Raw genomic sequence first — 24,578 nt, forward strand, 5'->3', positions numbered from 1 at the left:
AGCGGGACCAGGCTTTTAGAGCCAGGTCATCGGGTCCACGGTCGAGCCGTTGATGTAGAGCTCGAAGTGCAGGTGGCACGCCGTGGACGTACCCGTGGTGCCCGAGTAGCCGATGAGCTGACCGCGCGAGACGCGCTGCCCCGCCGAGACGGCGAACGACGTGAGGTGGTTCGAGCTCGACATCACGCTCTGGCCGCTCGACGAGTAGCCGTGGTCGATCAGCACCTGGTTGCCCAGGCCCGCCAGGGTGCGCGCGTACAGCACCGTGCCGTCCGCGGCGGCCAGGATCGGGGTGCCGCAGTAGGCCCGGAAGTCGGTGCCCGCGTGCAGGCGGGAGTAGTTCAGCACCGGGTGGAACCGCATGCCGTACGACGAGGTGATGAAGGGGTTCGCCGTCGGGTAGCTGAGGAACGACATGGTCCCGGACGAGCCCTTGCTGCCCCCGCCCCCGGACGAACCGCCACCACCGGACGAGCCGCCCGAGGAGCCCTGCTCGGCCTGCCGCTCGGCGAGGCGCTGGTCCCGCGCCTTCTGGTCGCGGATGATCGACTTCAGGTCCGACTCGATGGAGCTGAGCTCCTGCTCGTTGGACTGCATGTTCGCGAGGGCGGCGTCCTTGCGCCGCTCGATGCTCGCCTTCAGCCGCTCCTGTTCGCGGATCAGGCGCTCGATCTCGGCCTTGCGCTCCACCGCGGCCTGCTTGGCCTGCTCCTTGGACCGCACGTTCTCGTCCGCGAGCCGCTTGAGCTCGGTGACCACCTCGCGGATCGCCGTCAGCCGCGCCTGCAGGTTGCGGGCGGTCGCCTCGGCGTCCTGCAGCTCGGCGAGCGTGCGTGCCCGGATCCGGGCGGCCGACGACGACACGGAGTACCCGTCGATGAACTCCTCGGTGCTCTGGGCGCCGGTCACCAGGCCGATGGTCGAGGTGCTGCCGGCGCCGCGGAACTCCTCGCGGGCCATCTGCGCGATGTCGTCGCGGGCGCCGTCGACCTTGCCCGAGCCGTCCTGGAGCTGCTGGGTGACCTGCGCCTCCTCGAGCTGGGCGTCCGCGAGGCGCTGGGCGAGGATCGCCGCCTCGCGCTCGGCGCGCTGCAGCTCGGCCTCGGCCACGGCCAGCTCGGCCTCCGCGACCGGCAGCCGGCCCTCGACCTGGTCCAGCTCCAGCACGGCGTCCGCCAGCTTGGTGTCCGTGTGCTCCAGCTCGGCCTCGAGGCTCTCGCGCTCCTTCTCCTTGGCCGCCTGCTGGCGCTCCGCGGCGGCGCGGCGGTCGTCGAGGTCGTCGGCCTGCACCACGGACGAGCCGCCGAGCAGCAGCACGACCGCGAGCGCCGCGGCGACGGCGCCGCGGCCGGGGACCCTGGAGCGGGGGTTTCGGGGAGTGGACATCAGATCCTCGTGTACCGGTTCAGGGTGAAGAAGGACGAGAGGGCGGCCAGCGCGACCGCCATGATCACGAGCAGCGGCGCGACGCGGAACACGTCGACCTCGGAGACGTACGCGACCCAGTCGACCGACCGTTCGAGCCAGTCGCTGACCATGAAGCGCACGGCGAGCCAGAGCCCGCCGCCGGCGAGCAGCGAGCCCAGCACGGCCGCCAGCGCGCCCTCCAGGAGGAAGGGCAGCTGGATGAACAGGTTGGACGCGCCCACCAGGCGCATGATCTCGGTCTCCTTGCGCCGGGAGACGGCGCTGAGCCGGATGGTGGTGGTGATCAGCAGGACCGCGGCCAGGAGCATGACGCCGGCCAGGCCCGCCGCGAGCAGGGTGGCGACGTTGAGCGTGCGGAACAGCGGCTCGAAGACGGCCCGCTGGTCCTCGACGATCTCGACGCCGTCCCGCCCGGACAGGACGTCGCTCACCACGGCGAACTGCTCGGCGTCGGTCAGCTTGAGCCGCAGCGAGGCCTGCATGTCGTCGGCGGTGAGCTGCGTGCCCTGGTAGCCGTCGGGGTAGCGCTCGCTGAAGGCCTCGAACGCCTGCTGCTTCGACTCGAAGTAGACCTTGCTGACCTGGCTCGACAGCTCGGTGTCGATGACCTGGCGCACGGAGTCGATCTGGTCCTCGGTGGCCTCGCCCATGGCGCACGTGGGCGACACCGAGCCCTGGGGGCAGAGGAAGACGGAGACCTCGACGAGGTCGTACCAGTCGTCCTTGAGCTTGCCGATCTGGGCCTGGAGCAGGGCGGCGGCGCCGACGAACGTCAGCGACACGAACGTCACGAGCACCACGGCAACGACCATGGTGGTGTTCCGGCGCAGTCCGCTGAAGACCTCGCCGAGCACGAACTGGAAGCGCACGCTCAGGACCCCCGCACCGTCTGGACCGGGGCGCGGGTACCGCTGCCGGGGGCATCGAGCACGGGCGAGGCGCCGACGTCGGGCAGGATCGCCTCGCGCTCGCCGTAGCCACCCCGGGCCTCGTCGCGCACGACGACGCCGTCGGACAGCTCGACGACGCGGCGGCGCATCTCGTTGACGATCTCGTCGTCGTGCGTGGCCATGACGACCGTGGTGCCGGTGCGGTTGATGCGGTCCAGCAGGCGCATGATGCCGAGGGACGTGGTGGGGTCGAGGTTGCCGGTCGGCTCGTCGGCCAGCAGGATCTGCGGCCGGTTGACGATGGCGCGCGCTATCGCGGCGCGCTGCTGCTCACCGCCCGAGAGCTCGGTGGGCATCCGCTTGCCCTTGCCCGTCAGGCCCACCATCTCCAGGACCTCGGGCACGGTGTCACGGATGACGTGCCGCGGCTTGCCGATCACCTGCAGGGCGAACGCCACGTTCTCGTGGACGGTCTTGTTCTGCAGCAGCCGGAAGTCCTGGAACACCACGCCGAGCTGACGGCGCAGCGTGGGCACGCGCCACCCCGAGAGGTTCGCGACGTCACGGCCGGCCACGTAGACACGGCCGCGGGTGGGCCGCTGCTCGCGCAGCACCAGCGACAGGAAGGTCGACTTGCCCGAGCCGGAGGCCCCCACGAGGAACACGAACTCGCCGCGCTCGACGTCCACGGAGACCTGGTCGAGGGCAGGTCGTGCGCCGCGCGCATAGACCTTCGACACGTTCTCGAACCTGATCACGAGCCCGACCCTAGGTGGGAGATCGGGTGGCGTGTCGGGCAGACACGCCGATGGAGATCACCCCGTCGCCCCGAGTTGCTCGCCATATCCGGCCAAAACACTCGGACGCGGCATTTCACCGAACAGGTATCCCGCGCCGGACCAACGCCGATGAGTTCTCATGGAGGAACCGACCCCCGGCGACAGGAGCGTGAGCTGATGCGTGCAGTCGTGTTCGAGAAGTTCCAGACCTTTCCCAGCCTGCGGGAGGTGGACAGGCCGAGTCCCGGCCCGGGCGAGGTGCTGCTGAAGATCGCGGGCTCGGGCGCCTGCCACTCCGACGTCGCGCTCTACAAGGAGTTCGCCGAGGGGCAGCCGGGAGCGTCCGCGCCGCCGTTCGTGCTGGGCCACGAGGCGTCGGGCTGGATCGAGGAGCTCGGTCCGGGGGTCACGGGGTTCACCAAGGGCGACGCGTACCTCGTCTACGGGCCCAACGGGTGCGGGCACTGCAAGGCCTGCTCGCGCGGCCAGGACACGTACTGCGAGAACGCGGCGACCATGCCGTGGGCGGCCACCGGGATCGGGCGCGACGGCGGCATGGCGGAGTACATGGTGGCCCCCGCCCGCAACCTGGTGCCGCTGGGCGACGCCGACCCGGTCGCGGCCGCTCCCCTGGCCGACGCCGGCCTCACGCCGTACCACGCCATCAAGCTGTCGCTGCCGAAGCTGGCCGGCGGTGGCAGGTTCGCGCTGGTGGTGGGCCTGGGCGGGCTGGGGCAGATCGCCGTGCAGATCCTGACCGCGCTGACCGGCGCCACCGTGATCGCCACCGACATGAAGCAGGACGCGATGGATCGCGCGGCGGCCGCCGGCGCCGTCACCGTGCCCGGCGGGCCGGACCAGGTCGCGGCGATCCGCGAGATCACCGGCGGCCGCGGCGTCGACGCGGCCTTCGACCTGGTGGGCGCCGCGCCCACGATCAGGACGGCGCAGGCGTGCCTCGCCCAGCAGGGGCGGCTCACCGTGGTCGGCATCGCCGGCGGGGTGACCGAGTGGAGCTTCTTCACCAACCCGTACGAGGCGGAGATCACCAACACCTACTGGGGCACCGTCGAGGAGCTCTACGAGGTGGTCGCGATGTACCGGGCGGGGCAGATCGTGCCCGACGTCGAGCGATACACCCTCGACCGGTACGACGAGGCGTACCGGAAGCTGGAGTCGGGGCAGCTCTCCGGACGCGCCGTCATCGTGCCGCACGCCTGAGGGCGCGAGAACGCCGGGCGGCCTCGCGGAGGCTGCCCGGCGTGGGACGTCAGCTGCCGGAGCCGCCGCGGCGCCAGCGGATGCCGGCCTCGATGAAGTCGTCGATGGCGCCGTCGAACACGGCCTGCGGGTTGCCCGACTCGTGCTCGGTGCGCAGGTCCTTGACCATCTGGTACGGCTGCAGCACGTAGGACCGCATCTGGTCGCCCCAGCTGGCCTTGATGTCGCCGGCCATCTCCTTCTTCTTCGCGGCCTCCTCCGCCTTGCGGAGCAGCAGCAGGCGCGACTGGAGCACGCGGTAGGCGGCCGCACGGTTCTGGATCTGCGACTTCTCGTTCTGCATCGCGACGACGACGCCCGTGGGGATGTGCGTCATGCGGACGGCGGAGTCCGTGGTGTTGACCGACTGACCGCCCGGGCCCGACGAGCGGTACACGTCGATCTTGAGCTCGGTGTCCGGGATGTCGACGTGGTCGGTCGTCTCGATGAGCGGGATCACCTCGACAGCCGCGAACGACGTCTGCCGGCGGCCCTGGTTGTCGAACGGCGAGATGCGCACCAGGCGGTGGGTGCCCGCCTCGACCGACAGGTTGCCGAAGGCGTAGGGCACGTTGACCTCGAAGGTCGCGGACTTGAGGCCCGCCTCCTCGGCGTAGGACGTGTCGCCCACCTTGGTCGGGTAGCCGTGCCGCTCGGCCCAGCGCAGGTACATGCGCATCAGCATCTCGGCGAAGTCGGCGGCGTCCACGCCACCGGCGCCCGCGCGGATCGTCACGACCGCCTCGCGGGAGTCGTACTCGCCGTTGAGCAGCGTGCGGACCTCGAGGGCGGCGAGGTCCTTGCGGATCTTCGCGACCTCCTCCTCGGCCTCGGTGAGCGAGTCGGCGTCGTCCATCTCGTTGCCGAGCTCCACGAGGGTCTCGACGTCGTCGATGCGGGCGGCCAGCTTCTCCACCCGGCTCAGCTCGGCCTGTGCGGCCGACAGCGCGGAGGTGACCTTCTGGCCCTCCTCCGGGTCGTCCCACAGGTTGGGCGCCGACGCCTGCTCCGACAGCTCGGCGATCTTCGCCTCGAGCGCGGTGGGGTCGCTCACGGCCTCGATGGACTCGAGGGTCGTGCGAAGCGCCTTGATCTCAGCGGGAAAGTCGTTGGTGGCCACGATGTTCAAGGTTACCCGCGCATCCCGGTGCCCGACGCCGGAAAATCCCGCGCCGCCTCACGCCCGGGTCAGCGAGCCCCCGGCTCGGGCAGCTCGCGGCCGAACATCTGCGCGGTCGCACGGGCGCTGGGCGTCCCCGCATCCGGGTCGGCGCCGTGCTCGATCAGCACCCGGATCACGTCGGCCTCGTTCTTGAACACGGCGCCCGCGAGCGGCGCCTGGTTGTTGCCGTTGAGCCGGTTCACGTCCGCGCCGCGCTCGGCGAGACCCGCCGTCAGGGCGGCGTGCCCGTGGTACGCGGCGAGCATCAGCAGGGTGTTGTCCGCCTCGTCGGCCAGCTCCACCGGCAGGCCGGCGTCCACCAGGTCGAGCAGCACGTCAGCGCCCTGCCGGGCGAGGTCGAAGATCTGCTGGGGCTCCAGGCGGGTGCCGCCCTGCTCGTTCGCGCCCTGCTCGCCGGTGCTCTGCTCGCTCATGGCCACAACCTAACCCGGCTCGCCGAGCCTGGCCGCGCTCACCAGGCTCGGGCCGTGGACGACGCCGACAGGGGCACCCCGCCGCCGAACGCGTCGGTGAACCAGCGCAGCAGCGGCGGCCGGGACACGGCCGCGAGCGTCACGCGGGCGGACCGGCCGTCCGGCGACGCCGCTCCGGTCACCGCCACGGGCAGCCCCGGCGGGTGCTCGGCGAGGTACTGCTCGGCGGAGGCGCGCACCGCGGCGTCGGACAGGGTGAGCGGGGCGCCATCGGCCGGGGCGCCGACGCCCGCGTAGAACGCGTCCGGGGACATCGCGTCCGCGGCGTCGGCGGCGGCGAGGTCCGCGACGTCGTACAAGGCCTTGCGGTCCAGGTGCACCGCGGTCGCGGAGGCGACCACCGCGACCAGCATGAGCGCGAACGCGACGAAGGCCGAGGTGAGCAGCATGATCCGGCCACCCTCCCGGTCCCCCGTCGCCGCGCGGGCCGAAGGCGCGACGGAAGGAGGGCCGGGCCTGGCGGCCGAAGGGGCGGCAGGTCCCGCGGTGGAGGGGTCGGCGGGGCTCATCGGCCCATTGTGCGCGGGGCGCACGGGCCCGGCCCGACGGGCCTGTGGACAACCCTGACGTGGCTGGTCACGGCTCCGGGCGGTACCTAAACGTTTAGATCGGCCCGATCTTAGAAAACGTTTAGCGGAATCCCTTGACACCCGACATGTCGGATAGAAATCCTTTTCGATGTCCGACGGGCCAACGACGGCTCGTCCTACAGAGGGGATCAACGACGATGACCCGAACGCTCACCCCACCGCGCCGGCCGCGCACCCTGCGAGCCGTCGCGCTCGCCACCCTGACCGCCGTGGTGCTCAGCGGAGGCATCGCGGCCACCACGGCGCAGGCCGCCGGCAGCACCCTGCAGGCGGCCGCCGCGGAGTCCGGCCGGTACTTCGGCACGGCGATCGCGGCGAACAAACTCTCCGAGACGGCGTACACCACCATCGCGAACCGCGAGTTCAACATGGTCACCGCCGAGAACGAGATGAAGATCGACGCCACCGAGCCGAACCAGAACCAGTTCAACTTCACCAACGGCGACCGCATCGTGAGCTGGGCCCGGAGCAACGGCAAGCAGGTCCGCGGCCACACGCTGGCCTGGCACTCGCAGCAGCCGGGCTGGATGCAGAACATGAGCGGCTCCGCGCTGCGGTCCGCGATGCTCAACCACGTGACCCAGGTCGCGACCCACTACCGGGGCCAGATCCACTCGTGGGACGTGGTGAACGAGGCGTTCGCCGACGGCTCCTCGGGTGCCCGCCGGGACTCGAACCTGCAGCGCACCGGCAACGACTGGATCGAGGCCGCGTTCCGCGCCGCCCGGGCCGCCGACCCGAACGCCAAGCTCTGCTACAACGACTACAACACCGACGACTGGTCGCACGCGAAGACGCAGGCCGTCTACAACCTGGTGCGCGACTTCAAGTCGCGCGGGGTGCCCATCGACTGCGTGGGCCTCCAGTCGCACTTCAACGCGCAGAGCCCCGTGCCGAGCAACTACCAGACCACGCTGTCGAGCTTCGCGGCGCTGGGCGTCGACGTGCAGATCACCGAGCTCGACATCGAGGGTTCGGGCTCGGCGCAGGCGGACAACTACCGCCGGGTCGTCCAGGCCTGCCTCGCCGTGTCGCGGTGCACGGGCATCAGCGTGTGGGGCGTCCGTGACACGGACTCGTGGCGCGCGAGCGGCACCCCGCTCCTGTTCGACGGCAACGGCAACAAGAAGGCCGCCTACACCGCCACGCTCGACGCCCTGAACGGCGGCACCACCACCCCACCCACCGGCAGCTGCACGGTGTCGGTCACCCGCGCGGAGGAGTGGTCCGACCGGTTCAACGTCTCGCTCGCGGTCTCCGGCAGCTCGACCTGGCGCGTCTCGATCGGGCTCCAGGGCAGCCAGAGCCTGCAGAACTCCTGGAACGCAACGGTCTCCGGGAGTACCGGCACGCTGACGGCCACACCGAACGGGAACGGGAACTCGTTCGGGATCACGCTCTACAAGAACGGGAACACCAACCTGCCCACGGCGACCTGCGCGACCACCTGACGCTCACCTGACGCTCACCTGACGCTCGACAACCTGACGCCCGGCCACCGGGCGGGCGGGCCCTGGCCCAGCCGCGGCCACCCGGCCTTGCAGGACGACGGCGGTCCGCACCCCGAGGAGGAGTGCGGACCGTCGTCGTGCCCGAGACCTTGCCGGGCGCACCTCGGGGGCGCCGCTCAGGGGCGGACCGCCGCGTACTCGTCGACCGTCCCCGTGCGCTCCGCCTCCACCGGGACGGACAGCGGCACCCAGCCGCGCACGGCGTCGGGCAGCAGGGGCAGGGGCACCTCGACGCGCACGACGGCGCCCACGGCACCGCCCGGCGTCAGGCACGGCGACTGCGAGCACTCCAGGGTGAGCGCGCCCTCGTGGCCGGCGAAGCCCTGGTCCGTCAGGGCGAGCCGCACGGCGGCGTCCGCCCGGGCGGTCCCGACCGCGGCCGACTCGGCCGTGACCAGCGCGCGGACCGCGCTCGTCGCCGCGCCCTCGGCGGCGAACGCGCCGGCCTGCACCCGGCCGAGCGTGACCACGAGGTAGACCAGCGGGATGAGGAGGATCAGCGCGACGCCGAGGAACTCGACCATCGCGGAACCCTCTTCGCTCGTGCGACCCGCGCGCCTCGGGCGCCGCCGCGAGCTCCGACCCAGGACGCTCGGAGGGTCTGGGCGAGGACTCATCGCTCCCGACGAGGTAACGGAGACGTAGCAGTGTGCACTCAGCGTTACCTCCTCGGGTGCCTGCACACTTTCCCCCGATCCCTGGTGTGGCCGGCTCACTCCTCCTCCAGGGCGTGGCCGCGCACCGTCAGCGTGCCGCCCGGCCCCAGCAGCCCGATGACGGGCAGCGGCGTGCGGACGGTCACCTCGGTCACCGCCAGGCCGTCGAGCGTGGCACGGCCGGCGCTGACGTCGCGGGCGTAGTCGCCGGTCAGGGCACCGGCCAGGAGTGCCCGCGTGCGGGCGACGCCGTCGGCCGGGCTCCGGTCGGCGCGGGCCGCCACCCGGGCGCCCTCGGCGGCCGCGTCGATCGCGAGCGAGCGCACGTGGACGGCCAGCGCCACCTGGACCACCCCGAGCAGCAGGGCCAGGACCAGCACCGACACCAGCAGGAACTCGGCTGCCGCGGAGCCGTGCTCCCGCCGGCCGGCGCTCACCCCTGGCCCGTGACGCTGCTGATCGCCTGACGGAACGCGCCCTCGAGCAGCGGGCCTGCCATGGCCCAGAGCGCCACCACGAGTCCGGCGGTCATCAGGGTGACGAGCACCCAGCCGGGCACGTCGCCGCGCTCGGCCTCGGTGGTCTCGGTTGCCGCAGGAGTCTCGGTCATGTTCTTGGTCCCTCGGTCGTCGCGCACAGCGCTTCCTTTCGTCGGCAGGCTCCCTGGCGGAGTCGTGCTCAGAGCCCGATCCGGAGGGTGGCCAGGCTGGGGAAAACAGCGAAGACGACAGTGACCGGCAGCACGAGGAACACGACCGGGACCATCATCAGGATCTCCTTGCGGCCGCCCGCCTCCAGGAGGGAGCGGCGGCCCGCCTCGCGCACGTCGCGGGCCTGCGCCCGGAGCACGTCCGCCAGCGGGGTGCCTCGTTCCAGCGCGACCACGATGCCTTCTGCGAACCGGGACAGCGGGGGCAGCCCGGACGGGTCCGCGAGCGCCGTGAGGGCCGCGGTCACGGGTGCGCCGGCACGCACCTCGGCGATCATGCGTCGGATCTCGCCCGCCAGCTCGCCTCGGGCGGTGGACGCCACCCGTTCGAGAGCGGCCTGCGGGCTCTCGCCCGCCGCCACGGCCAGGGCGAGCAGCTCGGCGATGGTCGGCAGCTCGGCGAGGAGCCGTTCCTCGCGGCGTCGGACCCGCAGGGTGAGGACCTGGTCGCACGCCACGTACCCGCACCCGCCGGCGACGATCACGAGCGCGACCAGCGGGACGACCGCCGCTCCACGGGTCGCCGCGAGCAGCAGGGCGAGGCCGAGCCCGACCGCGAGCCCCGCGACCGTCCACACGACCTGGCGGGCCCGGAAGTGGTCGACGGTCTCGGCGGAGCCGGCCCGGTCGAGCCGGCGGCGGATCTCCTCCCGAGGTGCGCCGAAGCGTTCGAGCCGGGCGCCGACGTCGTGCAGGCCGAGCAGCCGGACCACCGCCGACGTGCGACTGGCCTCGCGCAGGAGCGTCGAGGTCGCGTCGCGCGGGCGCAGGTAGGGCGCGAGCCGTTCGTCGAGGCTGACGGCCCGGGCCCGCAGGCGGGAGAGCACGATCAGCACCCCCAGTGCGACGCCGAGCCCGACGAGCGCCCCGGCCGCCCAGCCCGTCACCGCAGCACCCTGCGCTCGGCGGGCAGCCGTCCGATCCGGAGCATCAGCCGGTAGGCGAGCAGCGCGCAGAGGCCGCCGGTGACGAGCACCGTGATCCCCGCCGGCGAGTCGTAGGCGCGCGCCGTCTCCGGCCGGGTGGACAGCAGGGCGAGGACGACCCACGGCCCGGCGACCGCGACCCGGGCGCCGTTGACGGTCCAGCTCTGCCGGGCCTCCAACTCGCCGCGCGTGGCGGCGTCCTCCCGGAGGAAGCCGCTGAGGGTCCGCAGCAGCCGGCCCAGGTCCTGGCCGCCGACCTCGCGGGTGAGCCGCAGGGCCTCGACGATGCGGTCGGCCACCGGGTCGGCGAGGCGTTCCTTGAGCGCGTCGAGGGCGTCGCCGAACCGGCCGCCGGCCCGGTAGTCGTGGGCGAACCGGCCGAACGGCTCGCGCAGCTCGACGGGGCCGCGGTGCGCCAGCTGGGCCACGGCCTCGGGCAGGGACAGCCCGGCGCGCACGCCGGAGGCGAGGTGGTCCACCACCTCGGGCCACACCTCCCGCAGCGCCCGGCGGCGGTGCCGGGCGCGGGCGCGGACCAGCACCACGGGTCCGGGCGCGGCGAGCGCCGCGAAGCACACGGCGATCGCGGGAGACCTGGTCACGGCGAGCGCCACGAGCAGCGTGACGACGCCGAGCCCCACGCAGGAGCCCACGAGCATCGCCGGGGTCACGGAGGGCGCACCGGCCTGGATGAGCAGGTCGCGGGTGCGCATCTGCCAGGTCACCCGGCCGGTGGGGCGCGGCGTCGGGGTCCAGCAGGACCACCACACGCTGAACAGGCCCGCGCCGAGGAGCAGGCCGACGACGGCGCCCATCAGCGGGTCGCCCAGGGGCTCGACCCGGCGCGGGTGCTCACACCGGCCCACGGCCCCGTGGGGCGCGCGCCACGGCCGTCCGCCGGCAGCGTGCCACCCGCCGGTGCGCCCACCGCGCGGCCGGCCGTCGGCGCCAGGCCCCAGGGCGCCCCGTCCGGCGACAGCGCCCGCGGGTCGGCGAGCAGCGCGTGCACGTCGAACCCGGCGCGCTCGAACCGGTCCTCGCCGGGCGGCATGCCGTCGCCGCGGCGCAGGTCCCCGTCGGCGTCGCGGGCGAAGATGCCCGCCGTCTCGATGCGACCCTCCTCGACCCGACCGGTGACGGCGACGACCTCGCGAACCTGGCGCCGCACCACGCCGTCCGCCGCCCGCGTCAGGCCGAGGTGCACCACGAGGTCCACGGCGGAGGCGACGGTGGGCACCACGAACCGGTCCGACACGTTCTCGCCGGCGAGCAAGGGCAGCGTGGTCATCTTCGCGACGGCCTCGCGCGCGGTGTTGGCGTGCAGGGTGCACATGCCGGGCACGCCGCTGTTCAGGGCGATGAGCAGGTCGAACGCCTCGGCCTCCCGCACCTCGCCGATCACCAGCCGGTCCGGGCGCATGCGCAGGGCCTCCTTGACCAGGCGCCGCAGCGGCACCTCGCCCGTGCCCTCGAGGTTGGCGGGGCGGGTCTGCAGCGCCACGTGGTCGCGGACCGGCAGGCGCAGCTCCCAGACCTCCTCCGCCGAGATGACGCGCTCGGACCCGGGGATCGACCCCGCCAGCGCGTTGAGCATCGTGGTCTTGCCCGCCTGGGTCTGGCCCGAGACGAGCACGTTGAGCCCGGACCGCACGGCGGCGTCGAGGAACGTCGCGGCCTGGGCCGTGAGCGAGCCGAGCCGCACCATGTCCGCCAGCGACCGGGCCCGCACCACGTGCTTGCGGATGTTCACGGCCCACGCGGAGCGTGTGATGTCGGGGATCACCACGTGCAGGCGCTCCCCGCCGGGCAGCCGGGCGTCCACGAAGGGGCTCGACAGGTCGAGCCGGCGCCCGGAGGTCTTGAGCATCCGCTCCACGAGGTCGCGCACCTGCTCGTCGGTCAGCACCGTGCTGGTCAGCTCGGACACCCCGCGCCGCGCGACGTAGACGTGCGTCGGCGCGTTGAGCCAGACCTCCTCGATCTCCGGGTCGTCGAGGTACGGCTGCAGCGGGCCGAACCCGCCCACCGCGTCGGTCACGGCGCGAGCGGCGGCGTCCGGGTCGTCGAGCGGCGGCACCACGCCGACGCTCGCCCGGGTCGCGTAGTCGCCCACCGCGTCCGTCACCAGGGTCGACAACCCCGCCCGATCACCGATCGGGTCCAGCCCCCTGCGCCGCACCAGCTCGCGGACCTCGTGCTCGAGGATCCGCGCCCCCTCATCGCCCATGACCGGCAACGCTAGATCCAAACGTTCATCTCCGCAGGGCACCCTGTGGATAACTTTCCCCAGGAGGCCGAGTTATCCACCAAATCCACAGGCTTGTCCACAAAGGTGCAGGTAAAGCGGGTTGTACGGGATGTCGGAGATGAACCCGCGGTGGACGGGCGGTGGCTATCGTCTAGCCCATGAACGCCCTTCATTCACCTGGCCGTGACTCGTCCGACCGGGGCCAGGACCGCTGGCAGGCCACCGCGAGCGCCGCCGGCCTGCTGGCCGACGACGGCAGCGTGGCCGTCACGATCTTCGCCGAGATGTCCGCCCTGGCGGTCCGGACCGGGGCGATCAACCTCGGCCAGGGCTTCCCCGACGTGGACGGCCCGGAGTACGTCAAGCAGGCGGCGATCAAGGCGATCGAGGCGGGGCGCAACCAGTACGCGCCCGGGGACGGCGTGCCGGAGCTGCGCCACGCCGTGGCCGAGCACCAGAAGCGGCACTACGGCCTGGACGTCGACCCCGACACCGAGGTGCTGGTCACCACGGGCGCCACCGAGGCGCTGACCGCGTCGGTCCTGGCGCTGACCCGGCCGGGCGACGAGGTGCTCACGCTGGAGCCGTTCTACGACTCGCACGCGGCCGCGATCGGCATGTCGGGCGCCACGCACGTCACCGTCCCCCTGGTCGCAGGGCCGGACGGGTTCCGGCTCGACGTCGACGCCCTGCGCGCGGCGGCCACCGACCGGCTGCGGATGATCCTGCTCAACTCCCCGCACAACCCGACCGGGACGGTGCTCACGCGGGACGAGCTGGCCGCCGTCGCCGCGGTCGCCCGCGAGCACGACGCGATCGTGGTGACGGACGAGGTCTACGAGCACCTGACGTTCGGCGCCGAGCACGTCCCGGTCGCGACGCTGCCGGGGATGGCGGAGCGGACGCTGACCATCTCGTCGTCGGGCAAGACCTTCTCGTTCACCGGCTGGAAGGTGGGCTGGCTGCACGGCCCGGCCGACCTGGTCACGGCGGTGCGGACCGTCAAGCAGTACCTGACGTACACGTCGGGCGCGCCGTTCCAGCCGGCCATCGCGCAGGCCCTGGCGGACGACGACACGCCCCGCGCGCTGGCCGCGTCCCTGGCCGAGCGCCGGGACCTCCTGTGCGCCGGGCTGGAGACCGCCGGCTTCACGGTCACCCGGCCGGACGGCACGTACTTCGTGATGGCGGACGCGTCGGCCGTGCTGGCCCGGCTCGGCCTGCGCGACGGCGTCGAGCTGTGCCGGCGGCTGCCCGAGCTGGCGGGCGTCGTGGCGATCCCGGCGTCGGCGTTCTGCCGCCCGGGCTCCCCGACGGCGCGGGCCCTGGCGAACCACGTGCGGTTCACCTTCGTGAAGCAGGAAGCCGTGCTGCGCGACGCCGCGACCCGGCTGGCCGGCCTGGGGGTCCCGCTGAGCTAGCGGGGCTCAGCCCGCCAGCAGCGAGACGGCGACGGCCAGCATGATCAGCGCGATCACGCCGTCGAGCACGCGCCACGCGTTCGGGCGCCGCAGCACGGGGGCGAGCAGCCGCGCGCCGTACCCGAGGGCGGCGAACCAGGCGAGGCTGGACACCATCGCACCGGCAGTGAACCACCAGCGCGTGTCGCCGTAGGTGGCCGCGACCGAGCCCTGCAGCACCACCGTGTCGAGATACACGTGCGGGTTGAGCCAGGTCAGGGCGAGCGCCGTGAGCACCACGGGCTTGAGGCGGCGGCCGGGGCCGTCGCCGAGGGCGCCGTCGTCGGCCGCGGCGAGCGTCGTGTCGCCCTTGAACGCGCGCCAGGCGGCCATCGCCCCGTAGCCGACGACGACGGCGGCGCCGAGCCAGCGCACGACGACGACGGCGTCGGGCCAGCGCTCCACGAGCGGCCCGAACCCGGCGGCCCCCGCCGCGTAGAGGGCGACGTCGGAGGCCGCGCAGATCGCCGCCACGACGCCCACGTGCTCGCGGCGCAGCCCCTGGCGCAGCACGAACGCGTTCTGGGCTCCGATGGCGACGATGAGCGAGAGGCCGAATCCGAGTCCGGCGAGCAGGGCGAGCATGACGTCAACGCTAGGCAGCGCACCGCCTGAAGACCAGTTCATGTTTCTCACGCCGCGTAAGCAGAACTGAAGATGCGCCACACTGGTGCCATGCGATGGGACTCCCGCCAGCTCGAGGCGCTGGCCGCCGTGGTCGCCGAGGGCTCGTTCGACGCCGCGGCCCGCGCCCTGCACGTCACGCCGTCCGCGGTGAGCCAGCGCATCCGCGCGCTGGAGAACGCCGCGGGCAGCGTGCTGGTCCGGCGCGCCCGCCCGGTGGTCGCCACGCCGTCGGGCCAGGCGCTGCTGCGCCTCGCCCGGCAGACCGAGCTGCTCGGGGCGGAGGTCGCCGTCGAGCTCGGCGCCCAGGACGCCCCGGCGAAGGACGAGGAGAGCGGCGCGCCCGCCCGCCTCGTCACCGTGCCCCTGGCGGTCAGCGCCGACTCGCTGGCCACGTGGGTGCTGCCCGCCCTCGCCCAGGTCGAGGGCGTCACGTTCGACCTGCACCGCGCCGACGACAGCCGCACGGCCGACCTGCTGCGCGAGGGCGTGGTCATGGCCGCGGTCACGTCGCAGACCGCGCAGGTGCAGGGCTGCCGCAGCACCTCGCTCGGGATCATGCGCTACCGCCCGGCGTGCACGCGCGCCTTCGCGGAGCGCTGGTTCCCCGACGGCCCGACGCCGGACGCGCTCGCCGCCGCGCCCGTCGTCGTCTTCGACCGGACCGACGACCTGCAGGACGTCTACCTGCGCGCACGCGCGCCGCACGCCCGTCCGCCGCGGTACCACGTGCCGAGCACCGTCGAGTACGAGGACACCATCCGCCTGGGCCTGGGCTGGGGGATGCTCCTGGAGCAGCCCGCGATCGGCGGCCTGGAGGCCGGCACCGGCGGCGGCATCACGCTGGTGGAGCCCGGCTACGTCCTGGACGTCCCGCTCCACCTGCAGCAGTGGAAGCTGCGGTCCGCGGTGCTCGACCGGGTCACGGCGGCGCTGCGAAAAGAAGCAACACGCAAGCTGCTCCCGGCGTGAAATCTGGACGTACCCCCATCATTAACCCTGTAACAGTCCTTCCGCACTTCCGAATCATGAACCGGACATCCCCTGTCCGACTTCCTACGGTTCAGGAATGCTCTCAGCGCTTGCCGGGATGGCCTTCGGCCTCTCGCTCATCGTCGCCGTCGGTGCGCAGAACATCTTCGTCCTCCGCCAGGGCCTGCGCAGAGAGCACGTGGGCCTCGTCGCCGGCATCTGCGCCGTCAGCGACTTCGTGCTCATCTCGCTGGGGGTCGGCGGGCTCGGCTCCCTGATCCAGAGCGCGCCCATGGTGGTCGAGATCGCACGGTGGGCAGGCGCCGTCGTCGTGCTGGTCTACGGCGGCATGGCCGCCCGCCGCGCCTGGAAGGGCCAGCAGGTCGTCATGGGGCGGCACAGCATGACGTCGCGGACCATGGGTGCCGCCGTCGCCACCACCCTCGCCCTGACCTGGCTGAACCCCCACGTCTACCTCGACACGGTGGTGCTCGTCGGCGGGCTCGCGGCGACGCACGGCGACGACCGCTGGTGGTTCGGGCTCGGCGCCTGCCTCGCCAGCACCGCGTGGTTCGTCGCCCTGGGCTACGGCGCGCGCTACCTGGCGCCGCTGCTGGAGAAGCCCGGCGCCTGGCGTGTGCTGGACAGCGTGGTCGCGGTCACGATGGTGGTCGTGGCGGCCACGCTCGTCCTCGGCGGCTGATCCCACGTGTCAGACGTACAGGTCACCCGGGTGACCTGTACGTCTGACACGTCAGGCGCAGACGCCGTCGAGCAGCACCTCGGGGCTCGGGCTCGGCTTCGGCTCGGTGCCGCCGCCGGTCTCGCCGGTCTCGCCGTCCTCGGTGCCCTCCGAGCCTCCGGCGTCGCCGGAGCCCTCCTCGGTCTCGCCCGTGCCGGAGTCGCCCCCGGCCTCGCCCGTGTCACCCCCGGTGTCGCCGGAGCCCTCCTCGGCCGCGCCGCTCCCGCTCGGCGAGGCGGACGGCTCCGGGGTGTCCAGGACGACGTCCGCGGGCGGTTCGTCGGCCGCGACCCGCGCGAAGATCTCCGCGGCCTCCGGCCCCCAGCCGAGCCCGCCCACGCCGTTCTCCTCGGTGTCGTAGACCGGGATCTTGGTCATGATGATGTTGCGCTTCTCGATCTCGCGCAGCGACCACGCGAGACCGGCCACGCTGCCCGGGTTGGCGATCGCCGGGTCGGCGCTCAGCGAGCCGAGGGCCGCGTTGATCAGGCGGAACGTCTTGGTCGGGTCCGCGAGCGTCTCGGCGGACAGGATCTGCCGGAACGTCGCGTTGATGAACGCCTGCTGCCGCTCGATGCGCGTCAGGTCGCTGCCCATCTCGAGGCCCATGCCCGTGCCCTTGCGCACGCGCAGGAACTGGATCGCCGTCTTGCCGTCGAGCAGGTTCTCGCCCGCGGGCAGGTCGATGCGGGCGGACTTCGGGTTGCCGTGCAGCGCCTCCGGCAGGCACATCTTCACGCCGCCGATCGCATCGACGACGTCGATCACGCCGTTCATCTTGACCACGGCGTGGTTCGTCACCGTCACGCCGGTGATCGCGTTGACCGTGTTGATCGTGCACGCGGCGGCGTACTTCATGTCCGTGCCGCCGCTGCCGACGGTGAACGAGGCGTTGAACTTGTCCCGGTACGGCTGCGACTGGCTCCCGTCGGGCAGCTTGCAGGACGGGATGTCGACGAACGTGTCGCGAGGCAGCGACACGATCTCGATCCACTGCCGGTCCGCCGAGATGTGCACCAGCATCGTGGTGTCCGAGCGCATGCCGGAGACCGTGCCGCCGATGTCGGCGTTGGAACCGTCGCGGATGTCCGTGCCCATGAGGAGCAGGTTGACGGCCTGGTCCTTGAACGGGTCGGACGGGTCCTTCGGCTCGACCACCTCGGTCACCAGGCCGTCGAGGTCCTGGACCTCGATCTGCGAGACCGCGTTGTGGTACGCCGTCGCGGCCGCCGCGGAACCGAACGCCATCGCGCCCACCACACTCATGGTGACGGTGCGGACCACGAACTTCTTCCGCCAGCTGCGCACGTGCCGGGGCTGGCGCTCGCCCGAGCGCGCATGTCGGGGAACCCCGGGAATTATCTCGCCGACAGGTCGCACTGCCGTCCAGAAGTCACTCGCCACGCATCGGAGAGTAGGGCCTCATTGCGACAATCGTGTAACTAAGTCGAGCCGTTCCCAGGTTGCGTCCAGGCGACGTCAGGGGTCCGGGCCCCGGATCAGTCCGCGCAGACCCCCGGCAGCAGCGACTGCGAGGGCGAGGGGCTGGGGCTGCCCGACGGCGTCGCACCGCCGTCATCGCCGGCCGATCCCGAGCCGGTGGCGCCGTCCGAGGCGCCGTCGGACGAACCGTCCGAGGAGCCCGTGGAGGGCTTGCCGGACGACCCGGAGCCCGGGGCGGGGGTCTCGTGCCCCGGCGGCGGCTCGTCGGCGGCGAGACGCTCCCAGATCGCCGTGGCGTCCGCCGTCCAGACCACCCGGTTGGGGTCGGTCGGGGCGGCCACCACGGGCAGCTCGGTGAACACGATCTCGGACGGGTCGATGTCGCGGATGCTGAACGCCAGGCCGGCGAGCGCCGCGGGGTCGGCCAGGCCGGGGTCGGCCGAGATAGCCCGTAGCACCGCCTCGATGGTGCGGTACAGGCGCGGCGAGTTGGTCACGACGTTCTGGTCCAGGATCTGGCGCACGAGGGCGTCGACGAACGCCTGCTGCCGGTCGATCCGGGTGAGGTCGCTGCCCTGCTCCAGGCCCAGACCGGTGCCGTGCCGGGCCCGCAGGAAGCCGATCGCCTGGCGGCCGTCGAGGGTCTGCTCGCCGGCCGGCAGCTCGAACCGGCCGTACGCCGGGTTCTGGACGAGCGGCTCGGGGAGGCACATGCGCACGCCCCCGAGCGCCTCGACGACCTCGACCACGCCGTCCATCTTGACGACCATGTGGTTGGTGATCGGCACGCCGGTCAGCGTCTGCACCGTCGAGATGGTGCAGGCCGCGGCGTAGGTGAGGTCCTCGGCCGCGCCGCCGCCTATCGTGAACGCGCTGTTGAACATGCCGTAGGTGGCCCCGGACTCGGAGCCGTCGGGCAGCTTGCACGCCGGGATGTCGACCAGCGAGTCGCGCGGGATCGACACCACCTCGATGCGGGACCGGTCGCCGGAGACGTGCACCAGCATCGTGGTGTCCGACCGCATGCCGCCGTCACCCGCACCGGCGATCTCGGTGTTCTCACCGCCACGCAGGTCGGTGCCCAGCACGAGGATGTTGAGGCTACGGCCCGAGAACGGGTCGTCGGGGTCCGCGGACGGCGTCGGACCCTTGACGAGACCCGAGACGTCGCTGACGCCGATCTGCTGCTTCAGGTCGAGATAGGCGGCGGTGCCGCCCACGGCGACGAGGACGAGCGCGCCGACGACGACGAGCGCCGCAAAGCGGGCGGCGCGATGACTTTGCTGGTGACGGAGGTGCCGGGGCACATAGCGAGCATAAGCATGTACCCCGGCACGGGGCCTGTTAAGTCACCCGGGGATCACCTGACCGCGGCGGCCCCGAGGTCCGGGTTGTCCGAGAAGAACCCGTCCAGACCGGCGTCCAGGAAGACCTGGATCTCGCCGACGAGGTCGCCGATCCCGTTCGGGTCGGCCGACGAGCGGAACTCGGCCGGCAGGAACTGGTTCTCCCGCCGGAAGGTCCAGGTGTGCACCTCGAGGCCCGCCCGGTGCGCGTCGCGGATCACGCTGGTCGGCTCGGCGAGCGTGCCGTCGGCGGCGCGCGGGATGAGCACGTTCTTCTCGGCGCCGATCCCGTCGGCGTAGCGCGCGATCTCGCGGAGCCCCTGGCGAGTGACGAGGTCCGCGTAGGTGCGCGGGTCGCCGGCGGCCACGAGGTCGTAGGGCGCGCCGCTGCTGCTGACGAGCTGGCCCAGGGGCACGTCGGTGAGCTCGTCGAGCTCCTGCAGGTTGCCCACCTCGAAGGACTGCACGATCACCGGCGCGTCCTCGTCGTCGAACCCGTTGCGGCGCAGCTCGGCCACCAGCGGCTCCTCCAGGGACAGGCCCACCGAGTCGAAGTAGGTGGGGTGCTTGGTCTCCGGGTAGACGCCGACGGGCGCGCCGTCGCAGGTGCGGCTGTTGCGGGCCAGGTCGAGCACCTCGTCGAGCGTCGGGATCAGGTAGAGGCCGTCGAACGCCGTGTTCTGCGGCCGGACCTGCGGCAGGCGCTCCTTGGCGCGCAGGGTGCGCAGCTCGGCGAGCGTGAAGTCCTCGGTGAACCAGCCGGTGATCCGGGCGCCGTCGATCGTCTTGGTGGTGCGGCGGCCGGCGAACTCGGCGTGCGCGGCGACGTCCGTGGTGCCGCTGATCTCGTTCTCGTGCCGGGCGACCAGCACGCCGTCCTTGGTGGAGACCACGTCGGGCTCGATGTAGTCGGCGCACTGGTTGATGGCGGTCTCGTAGGCCGCGAGCGTGTGCTCCGGCCGGTAGCCGGAGGCGCCGCGGTGACCGACCACGGTGACGCCGTCGTCGGTCACGCGCTTCCGCTCGAGGTCGACGAGGGCCATCTCGGTGTCGTCCGGGGTGCCGGTGACGCGCGCGTCGTTGCCCGGGTAGTTGTTGTCGTTGCCGATCAGGAGGGTGTCCTTGTCGACGAACAGGACGGTCTCGAAGGACTGCACGGGCAGGGCGAACGTCTCGCCCAGGCCGTAGCCCTCCCCCGCGTCGATGCCGCGCGGGTTGTCGATGCGCAGCGCGTCCACGACGAGCTCCTTGCGCACGAACCCGTCGCGGTCCTTCGTGCCGAGGTCGATCTCGTACACGCGCTTGGTGACGGACTGGTCGCCCTCGAAGTCGTCGCGCTCGATGAGCAGCATCGTGTCGCGGCCCGTGGCGAAGGCGTCGCCGATGACGTCGGCGGGCTGGTCGGTCTGGTACGCCCAGCGCTTGCCGGTGTACTCGCCCTTGCGGGTGTCGAACTGGTAGATCCAGCGGCGGCGCGGGTCGGTGTCGTTCGCGAGCGCGCCCTCGACCACCGGGTAGAGGTAGCGGCCGACGCCGGCCATGGCCTCGAAGCCGCGGCTGCTGCCGACGTTCGGCTTCTCGCCGGGCTCCAGGTACGGGTTGCCCGGCGACTTGCCGTCAGGGAACTCGTACGGGGCCTCCAGCAGGGTGCCGTCGGCGTCGAAGTGCAGCAGGAACGGGCCGAACTCCTCGCCCACCCAGAACGTGCCGTCCGCCGCGCGGACGAGGGACTCGATGTCGAAGTCGGCGCCGGTCAGCAGGCGGTCGGTGGTGTCCTTGTTGACGATGTCGAAGTCGAGCACGTCGTTGTGGTCGTTGTACCCGACGAAGTCGAGCACCTCGATCTCGCCGGAGCCCGAGCCGCGGCGGTTCGTGTCCCACTGGGGGCGCACCAGGTAGTTGCGGAGCAGGAAGTCGGCGGAGTTGCCCTTGGCGCCGAAGCCGTTGTCCGGCTGGGCCCAGAACGTGCCGTCGTGGTTGTCGACCATCGCGGAGAAACCGGGGATCACCTGGCCGTCCCAGGGACCCTGCCGGCCGTTGCCGGGGCTGGCCGCGGCGCCGGACGGCGGCCCCTCGGCCAGGTAGTCGGCAGACAGCGTGGCGCGGCCGGCGAGGGTCGCGGTGAGGTGGGTCCCGCCGTGGTGCTCGGTGGCAGGGCTGGGGCGGGGTCCGGCGACGGCGACGGCCGCCGGCAGCAGCAACGACGTCGCTGCCGCGGCGGCCACCACGCGCGCGGCGCGGGTACGCAGGGGTGTGCTCATGCGGCCGAGCCAAGTGGGCGCACCCCAACTCCCGGTAAATCCGGCGCTACCTCCCGGTGAACTCTCCCGGCGAACTCCCGGGCGGGTCTCAGACCGGCATGTGCCAGCCGCCGCGCCGGAACGCCGGGGTGGCGATCGCCAGGACGAGGATCGCGAGCGTGACCGCCGCGAGCATCACCAGGGCCATGGCCACGGCGTCCCCGCCGAGGAACCCGCCGAGCGAGCTCACCGAGCCGGCGATCAGGGACTGGACGGCGCCGATCATCGCCGCCGCGGTGCCGGCGATCTCGCCGTGCCGGGACAGCGCCAGCGCGGACGCGTTGGCCGGGACGAGCCCCTGGAACGCGAGCACGCACCACAGGGCGACCAGCAGGCCGATCAGCCCGCCCGCCCCGGTCAGGACCACCACGAGCAGCACGACGACGAGGACCGCCTGGGCGACCACCCCGAACCGGAGCAGCCGGACCGGGGCGACCTTGCGCACGAGCGCCGCGTTGACCTGGGCCGACAGGACCAGCCCCACGCCGTTGACCGCGAACAGCAGGGCGAACTGCCCCTCGCTCAGCCCGTACTCCTGCTGGAAGATGATCGGCGAGCCCACCACGTAGCTCATCAGCACGCCGAAGCCGAGGCCCGGGATCACCGCGAGGGCCATGAAGTGCCGGTCCCTGAGCAGCTTGCCGTAGCCGCCGGCGACGGCGCGGACGCCGCCCGTGAGCCGCTTGACCGGCGGGTGGGTCTCGGGCATCACGCGGAGCACCACGAGGGCCAGCGCAGCGCCCATGACGGCCAGCACCACGAACACCCAGCGCCAGGGGCCGTGCGCCAGCACGAAGGTGCCGAGCGTGGGCGCGAACATCGGCGCCACGCCGATCACCAGCATGAGGCGGGACAGGATGCGGGCGGCCTCGGCACCCACGAAGCGGTCGCGCACGATGGCGACCGAGGCCACGCCGGCCGCGGCGTTGAAGAAGCCCTGGGCGAGGCGGAGGCCGATCAGGAGCGGCATGCTCGTGACGACGGCGCACAGCAGCGAGATGACGACGTGCAGCGCGAGGCCGACCAGGAGCGGGGCGCGGCGGCCGAACCGGTCCGAGAGCGGCCCGATGACGAGCTGGCCGACGCCGCCGCCGATCAGCATGCAGGACACCGTGAGCTGGGCCAGCGCCTCGGTGGAGTCGAGGTCCAGGGCGACCTGCGGCAGCGCCGGCAGGTACATGTCGACGGTGAAGGCGGGCAGGGCCGACAGGGCCCCGAGCATGAGGACCCACTTGACGGTGGACCGGGAGGAGGCTCGGCGCGCGGGCATGACTGGGGAGACGCCCGACGGCGCAGAGGTTGGCATGGGCCCGATGCTATCGAATCGATACGACGATGAGAAGAGTGATCTCGCTCTCCGGTCAGGCGTTCGTCCGGAGTTCACCACGAACCCGTGCCGCGCTCCCGGCATCCCGCGAGTGTCAGTGGCTCGGGGCATGCTGGTCCCATGTGCGGACGCTTCGCCTCCTTCACCCAGACCCAGGACCTCGCAGACGAGCTCGCGATCGCGGAGCTCGCCGAGGACGCGCGGCTGCTGCCGCCGTCCTGGAACGTCGCGCCGACGGACCCGGTGCGCATCGTCGTCGAGCGGGCGGCCAAGGGCTCCGCGGAGGTGAGCCGGTCGATGCAGCTCGCCCGCTGGGGTCTCGTGCCGTCCTGGTCCAAGGACCCGAGCGGGGGTGCGCGCATGATCAACGCGCGCTCGGAGTCGCTGGTCGACAAGCCGGCGTTCGCCAAGCCGTTCAAGGCCCGGCGCTGCCTGGTGCTGGCCGACGGCTACTACGAGTGGCGCAAGCTGGCACTGCCCGCGACCGGCTCCAAGAAGGTGCCGAAGCAGCCGTACTGGATCCACCCGGCCGAGGCGGGCGTCGCGGCGTTCGCGGGGCTGTATGAGTTCTGGCGCAACCCGGCCGCGAGCGAGACCGACCCCGACCGCTGGCTGGTCTCCACGACGGTGATCACCCGGCTGGCGTCCGAGAGCATGGCCGCGATCCACGACCGCATGCCGCTCGTGCTGCCGCCGAGCGCCTGGAACCAGTGGCTCGACCCGTCGGTGAGCGACGCGTCCGAACTGCTGCAGATCGACAACCTGCCCCTGGCCACGCTGCCGGTGGGCGACGCCGTCGGCTCGGTGCAGAACGACGGGCCGTCGCTGATCGCGGAAGACCCGGAGCCGAAGGACCCGGAGCCGGTCCGGGTCTGAGCCTTCTCACCTGGCGCTGTTGAGGCCGTTTATCGACACCAGCAGCTCCCCACGCCCAGCGGCTACGGAGAGTTCATCGCGGACCTGAAGCGACGGGTCCGCACCACCCAGTTCCGCGCCGTCCGCGCCGCCAACACCGAGGTGCTCCGGCTTTACTGGTCCGTAGGTCGGGACATCCTCGACCGGCAGCGGGACGAAGGCTGGGGCGCGAAGGTCGTGGACCAGATCTCGGCAGACTTGCGGCGTGAGTTCCCAGGTCAGCGGGGTTGGTCGCGACGCAGCCTGTTGTACATGCGGAAGGTCGCAGAAGCCTGGCCGACCGAGTCCGAATTTGTGCACCAGCCTGGTGCACAACTGCCATGGCGCCACGTCACCGTCCTGCTCGACAAGCTCGACACCCGCGAGGACCGCGAGTGGTACGCCGCCAAGGCGGTCCAGAACGGCTGGTCCCGTGCGAGTCTCGAGTTCGAGATCAAGACCGACCTCCGGAAGCGTCTCGGGTCAGCACCGTCCAACTTCACGGCGACGCTCGACGCGGCTGACTCCGACCTCGCCCAGCAGGCCGTCAAGGACACCTACGTCTTCGAGCACCTGGATCCGGGTGAGCACCGCGCGGAGCGTGACCGCGAGCGCGTCCTCATGGACCGCATCCAGGACACCCTGCTGGAGCTCGGGCGCGGCATGGCTTACAGGTTCGGCAGTTTGCATCGAGGTCGGCACAGGCCTGTGCGGGCCGGAGATGTTCGTCCAGGCGCTGCGCGGGGAGCGTTACCCGAGCCCGCTCACCGCAGTACGCGAGTACGCCACGATCGTCCGACGTCTCCTGGCAGGGGAG

Annotated in this window: 24 protein-coding genes; 7 read left to right on the forward strand and 17 right to left on the reverse strand. The window is 72.3% G+C overall.

The annotated features are described in order from the left end of the window. Positions 1-15: 15 nt before the first annotated feature. From ACFU5G_RS04680 to ftsE, 3 genes are read right to left on the reverse strand one after another with little or no spacing between them, the layout of a single operon-like run. The gene (locus ACFU5G_RS04680) at positions 16-1,386 is read right to left on the reverse strand and encodes a peptidoglycan DD-metalloendopeptidase family protein (RefSeq protein ID WP_377241264.1); all 1,371 of its coding nucleotides are present in this window, start codon (positions 1,384-1,386) and stop codon (positions 16-18) included. Continuing rightward, positions 1,386-2,297 carry a permease-like cell division protein FtsX gene (ftsX, locus tag ACFU5G_RS04685; protein WP_377241266.1) on the reverse strand — a complete coding sequence of 304 codons (912 nt, stop codon included), beginning with the start codon at positions 2,295-2,297 and terminating at the stop codon, positions 1,386-1,388. Before ftsX ends, ACFU5G_RS04680 begins: the two co-directional genes overlap by 1 nt. 2 nt (positions 2,298-2,299) lie before the next feature. Then, positions 2,300-3,076, reverse strand: a complete 777-nt coding sequence (ftsE, locus tag ACFU5G_RS04690) for a cell division ATP-binding protein FtsE (RefSeq protein WP_377241268.1) — start codon at positions 3,074-3,076, stop codon at positions 2,300-2,302. Positions 3,077-3,274: 198 nt separating this feature from the next. On the opposite strand from ftsE, the gene ACFU5G_RS04695 reads away from it, so the two are divergent. Beyond that, entirely contained in the window at positions 3,275-4,318 is a 1,044-nt protein-coding gene (locus tag ACFU5G_RS04695) for an NAD(P)-dependent alcohol dehydrogenase (protein WP_377241270.1), read from the forward strand. 49 nt (positions 4,319-4,367) lie between these two features. On the opposite strand, the gene prfB is transcribed toward ACFU5G_RS04695, so the two are convergent. The 3 genes from prfB to ACFU5G_RS04710 form a co-directional block, all read right to left on the reverse strand. Continuing rightward, positions 4,368-5,477, reverse strand: a complete 1,110-nt coding sequence (prfB, locus tag ACFU5G_RS04700) for a peptide chain release factor 2 (RefSeq protein WP_377241272.1) — start codon at positions 5,475-5,477, stop codon at positions 4,368-4,370. Positions 5,478-5,545: 68 nt separating this feature from the next. After that, entirely contained in the window at positions 5,546-5,959 is a 414-nt protein-coding gene (locus ACFU5G_RS04705; protein WP_377241274.1) for an ankyrin repeat domain-containing protein, read from the reverse strand. Between the two features lie 32 nt (positions 5,960-5,991). Further along, entirely contained in the window at positions 5,992-6,402 is a 411-nt protein-coding gene (locus tag ACFU5G_RS04710; RefSeq protein ID WP_377241276.1) for a hypothetical protein, read from the reverse strand. Positions 6,403-6,740: 338 nt separating this feature from the next. Between ACFU5G_RS04710 and ACFU5G_RS04715 the strand changes: the two genes are divergently transcribed. Then, positions 6,741-8,054 carry an endo-1,4-beta-xylanase gene (locus ACFU5G_RS04715; RefSeq protein ID WP_377241278.1) on the forward strand — a complete coding sequence of 438 codons (1,314 nt, stop codon included), beginning with the start codon at positions 6,741-6,743 and terminating at the stop codon, positions 8,052-8,054. Between the two features lie 176 nt (positions 8,055-8,230). Here ACFU5G_RS04715 and ACFU5G_RS04720 read toward each other — a convergent pair whose 3' ends face one another. The 6 genes from ACFU5G_RS04720 to ACFU5G_RS04745 form a co-directional block, all read right to left on the reverse strand. Next, positions 8,231-8,638 (reverse strand): pilus assembly protein, encoded by a 408-nt coding sequence (locus ACFU5G_RS04720; RefSeq protein ID WP_377241280.1) that lies wholly within the window; start codon positions 8,636-8,638, stop codon positions 8,231-8,233. Between the two features lie 188 nt (positions 8,639-8,826). Next, complete coding sequence (locus ACFU5G_RS04725; RefSeq protein ID WP_377241282.1) at positions 8,827-9,207, reverse strand: TadE/TadG family type IV pilus assembly protein; 381 nt, start codon at positions 9,205-9,207, stop codon at positions 8,827-8,829. Further along, positions 9,204-9,407 carry a hypothetical protein gene (locus tag ACFU5G_RS04730; protein WP_377241314.1) on the reverse strand — a complete coding sequence of 68 codons (204 nt, stop codon included), beginning with the start codon at positions 9,405-9,407 and terminating at the stop codon, positions 9,204-9,206. Before ACFU5G_RS04730 ends, ACFU5G_RS04725 begins: the two co-directional genes overlap by 4 nt. Positions 9,408-9,448: 41 nt before the next feature. Next, on the reverse strand, positions 9,449-10,366 hold the full coding sequence (locus tag ACFU5G_RS04735) for a type II secretion system F family protein (protein ID WP_377241284.1): 918 nt from the start codon (positions 10,364-10,366) through the stop codon (positions 9,449-9,451). Beyond that, positions 10,363-11,220, reverse strand: a complete 858-nt coding sequence (locus ACFU5G_RS04740) for a type II secretion system F family protein (protein WP_377241286.1) — start codon at positions 11,218-11,220, stop codon at positions 10,363-10,365. The genes ACFU5G_RS04735 and ACFU5G_RS04740 overlap by 4 nt, the downstream gene beginning before the upstream one ends. Beyond that, complete coding sequence (locus tag ACFU5G_RS04745) at positions 11,220-12,632, reverse strand: CpaF family protein (protein ID WP_377241288.1); 1,413 nt, start codon at positions 12,630-12,632, stop codon at positions 11,220-11,222. The genes ACFU5G_RS04740 and ACFU5G_RS04745 overlap by 1 nt, the downstream gene beginning before the upstream one ends. Positions 12,633-12,811: 179 nt before the next feature. Here ACFU5G_RS04745 and ACFU5G_RS04750 point away from each other — a divergent pair, with 179 nt between their 5' ends. Further along, on the forward strand, positions 12,812-14,074 hold the full coding sequence (locus ACFU5G_RS04750) for a pyridoxal phosphate-dependent aminotransferase (RefSeq protein ID WP_377241290.1): 1,263 nt from the start codon (positions 12,812-12,814) through the stop codon (positions 14,072-14,074). Positions 14,075-14,080: 6 nt separating this feature from the next. Here ACFU5G_RS04750 and ACFU5G_RS04755 read toward each other — a convergent pair whose 3' ends face one another. Beyond that, positions 14,081-14,698 carry a LysE/ArgO family amino acid transporter gene (locus tag ACFU5G_RS04755; RefSeq protein ID WP_377241292.1) on the reverse strand — a complete coding sequence of 206 codons (618 nt, stop codon included), beginning with the start codon at positions 14,696-14,698 and terminating at the stop codon, positions 14,081-14,083. 90 nt (positions 14,699-14,788) lie between these two features. Here ACFU5G_RS04755 and ACFU5G_RS04760 point away from each other — a divergent pair, with 90 nt between their 5' ends. Together ACFU5G_RS04760 and ACFU5G_RS04765 are read left to right on the forward strand one after the other, a co-directional pair. Next, a complete protein-coding gene (locus ACFU5G_RS04760) occupies positions 14,789-15,709 on the forward strand; it encodes a LysR family transcriptional regulator ArgP (RefSeq protein ID WP_377241294.1) in 921 nt (306 codons plus the stop codon). Between the two features lie 97 nt (positions 15,710-15,806). Further along, positions 15,807-16,412, forward strand: a complete 606-nt coding sequence (locus tag ACFU5G_RS04765) for a LysE/ArgO family amino acid transporter (protein WP_377241296.1) — start codon at positions 15,807-15,809, stop codon at positions 16,410-16,412. A 51-nt stretch (positions 16,413-16,463) separates the two neighbouring features. Here ACFU5G_RS04765 and ACFU5G_RS04770 read toward each other — a convergent pair whose 3' ends face one another. From ACFU5G_RS04770 to ACFU5G_RS04785, 4 genes are all read right to left on the reverse strand, one after another. Continuing rightward, positions 16,464-17,759: an LCP family protein gene (locus ACFU5G_RS04770; RefSeq protein WP_377241298.1), complete on the reverse strand. Its 1,296-nt coding sequence runs from the start codon at positions 17,757-17,759 to the stop codon at positions 16,464-16,466. 191 nt (positions 17,760-17,950) lie between these two features. Continuing rightward, on the reverse strand, positions 17,951-19,201 hold the full coding sequence (locus ACFU5G_RS04775; RefSeq protein WP_377241300.1) for an LCP family protein: 1,251 nt from the start codon (positions 19,199-19,201) through the stop codon (positions 17,951-17,953). Positions 19,202-19,254: 53 nt separating this feature from the next. Then, positions 19,255-21,501: an esterase-like activity of phytase family protein gene (locus ACFU5G_RS04780; RefSeq protein WP_377241302.1), complete on the reverse strand. Its 2,247-nt coding sequence runs from the start codon at positions 21,499-21,501 to the stop codon at positions 19,255-19,257. Positions 21,502-21,589: 88 nt separating this feature from the next. Next, the gene (locus ACFU5G_RS04785) at positions 21,590-22,846 is read right to left on the reverse strand and encodes a multidrug effflux MFS transporter (RefSeq protein ID WP_377241304.1); all 1,257 of its coding nucleotides are present in this window, start codon (positions 22,844-22,846) and stop codon (positions 21,590-21,592) included. Positions 22,847-22,987: 141 nt separating this feature from the next. Here ACFU5G_RS04785 and ACFU5G_RS04790 point away from each other — a divergent pair, with 141 nt between their 5' ends. Together ACFU5G_RS04790 and ACFU5G_RS04795 are read left to right on the forward strand one after the other, a co-directional pair. Continuing rightward, entirely contained in the window at positions 22,988-23,743 is a 756-nt protein-coding gene (locus ACFU5G_RS04790) for an SOS response-associated peptidase (protein WP_377241306.1), read from the forward strand. A gap of 84 nt (positions 23,744-23,827) precedes the next feature. Then, positions 23,828-24,578 (forward strand): DUF1016 N-terminal domain-containing protein (locus ACFU5G_RS04795; protein WP_377241312.1); only part of this gene is annotated, 751 nt, incomplete at its 3' end.

Source organism: Promicromonospora sp. NPDC057488, from assembly GCF_042802395.1.
Taxonomy (GTDB): domain Bacteria; phylum Actinomycetota; class Actinomycetes; order Actinomycetales; family Cellulomonadaceae; genus Promicromonospora.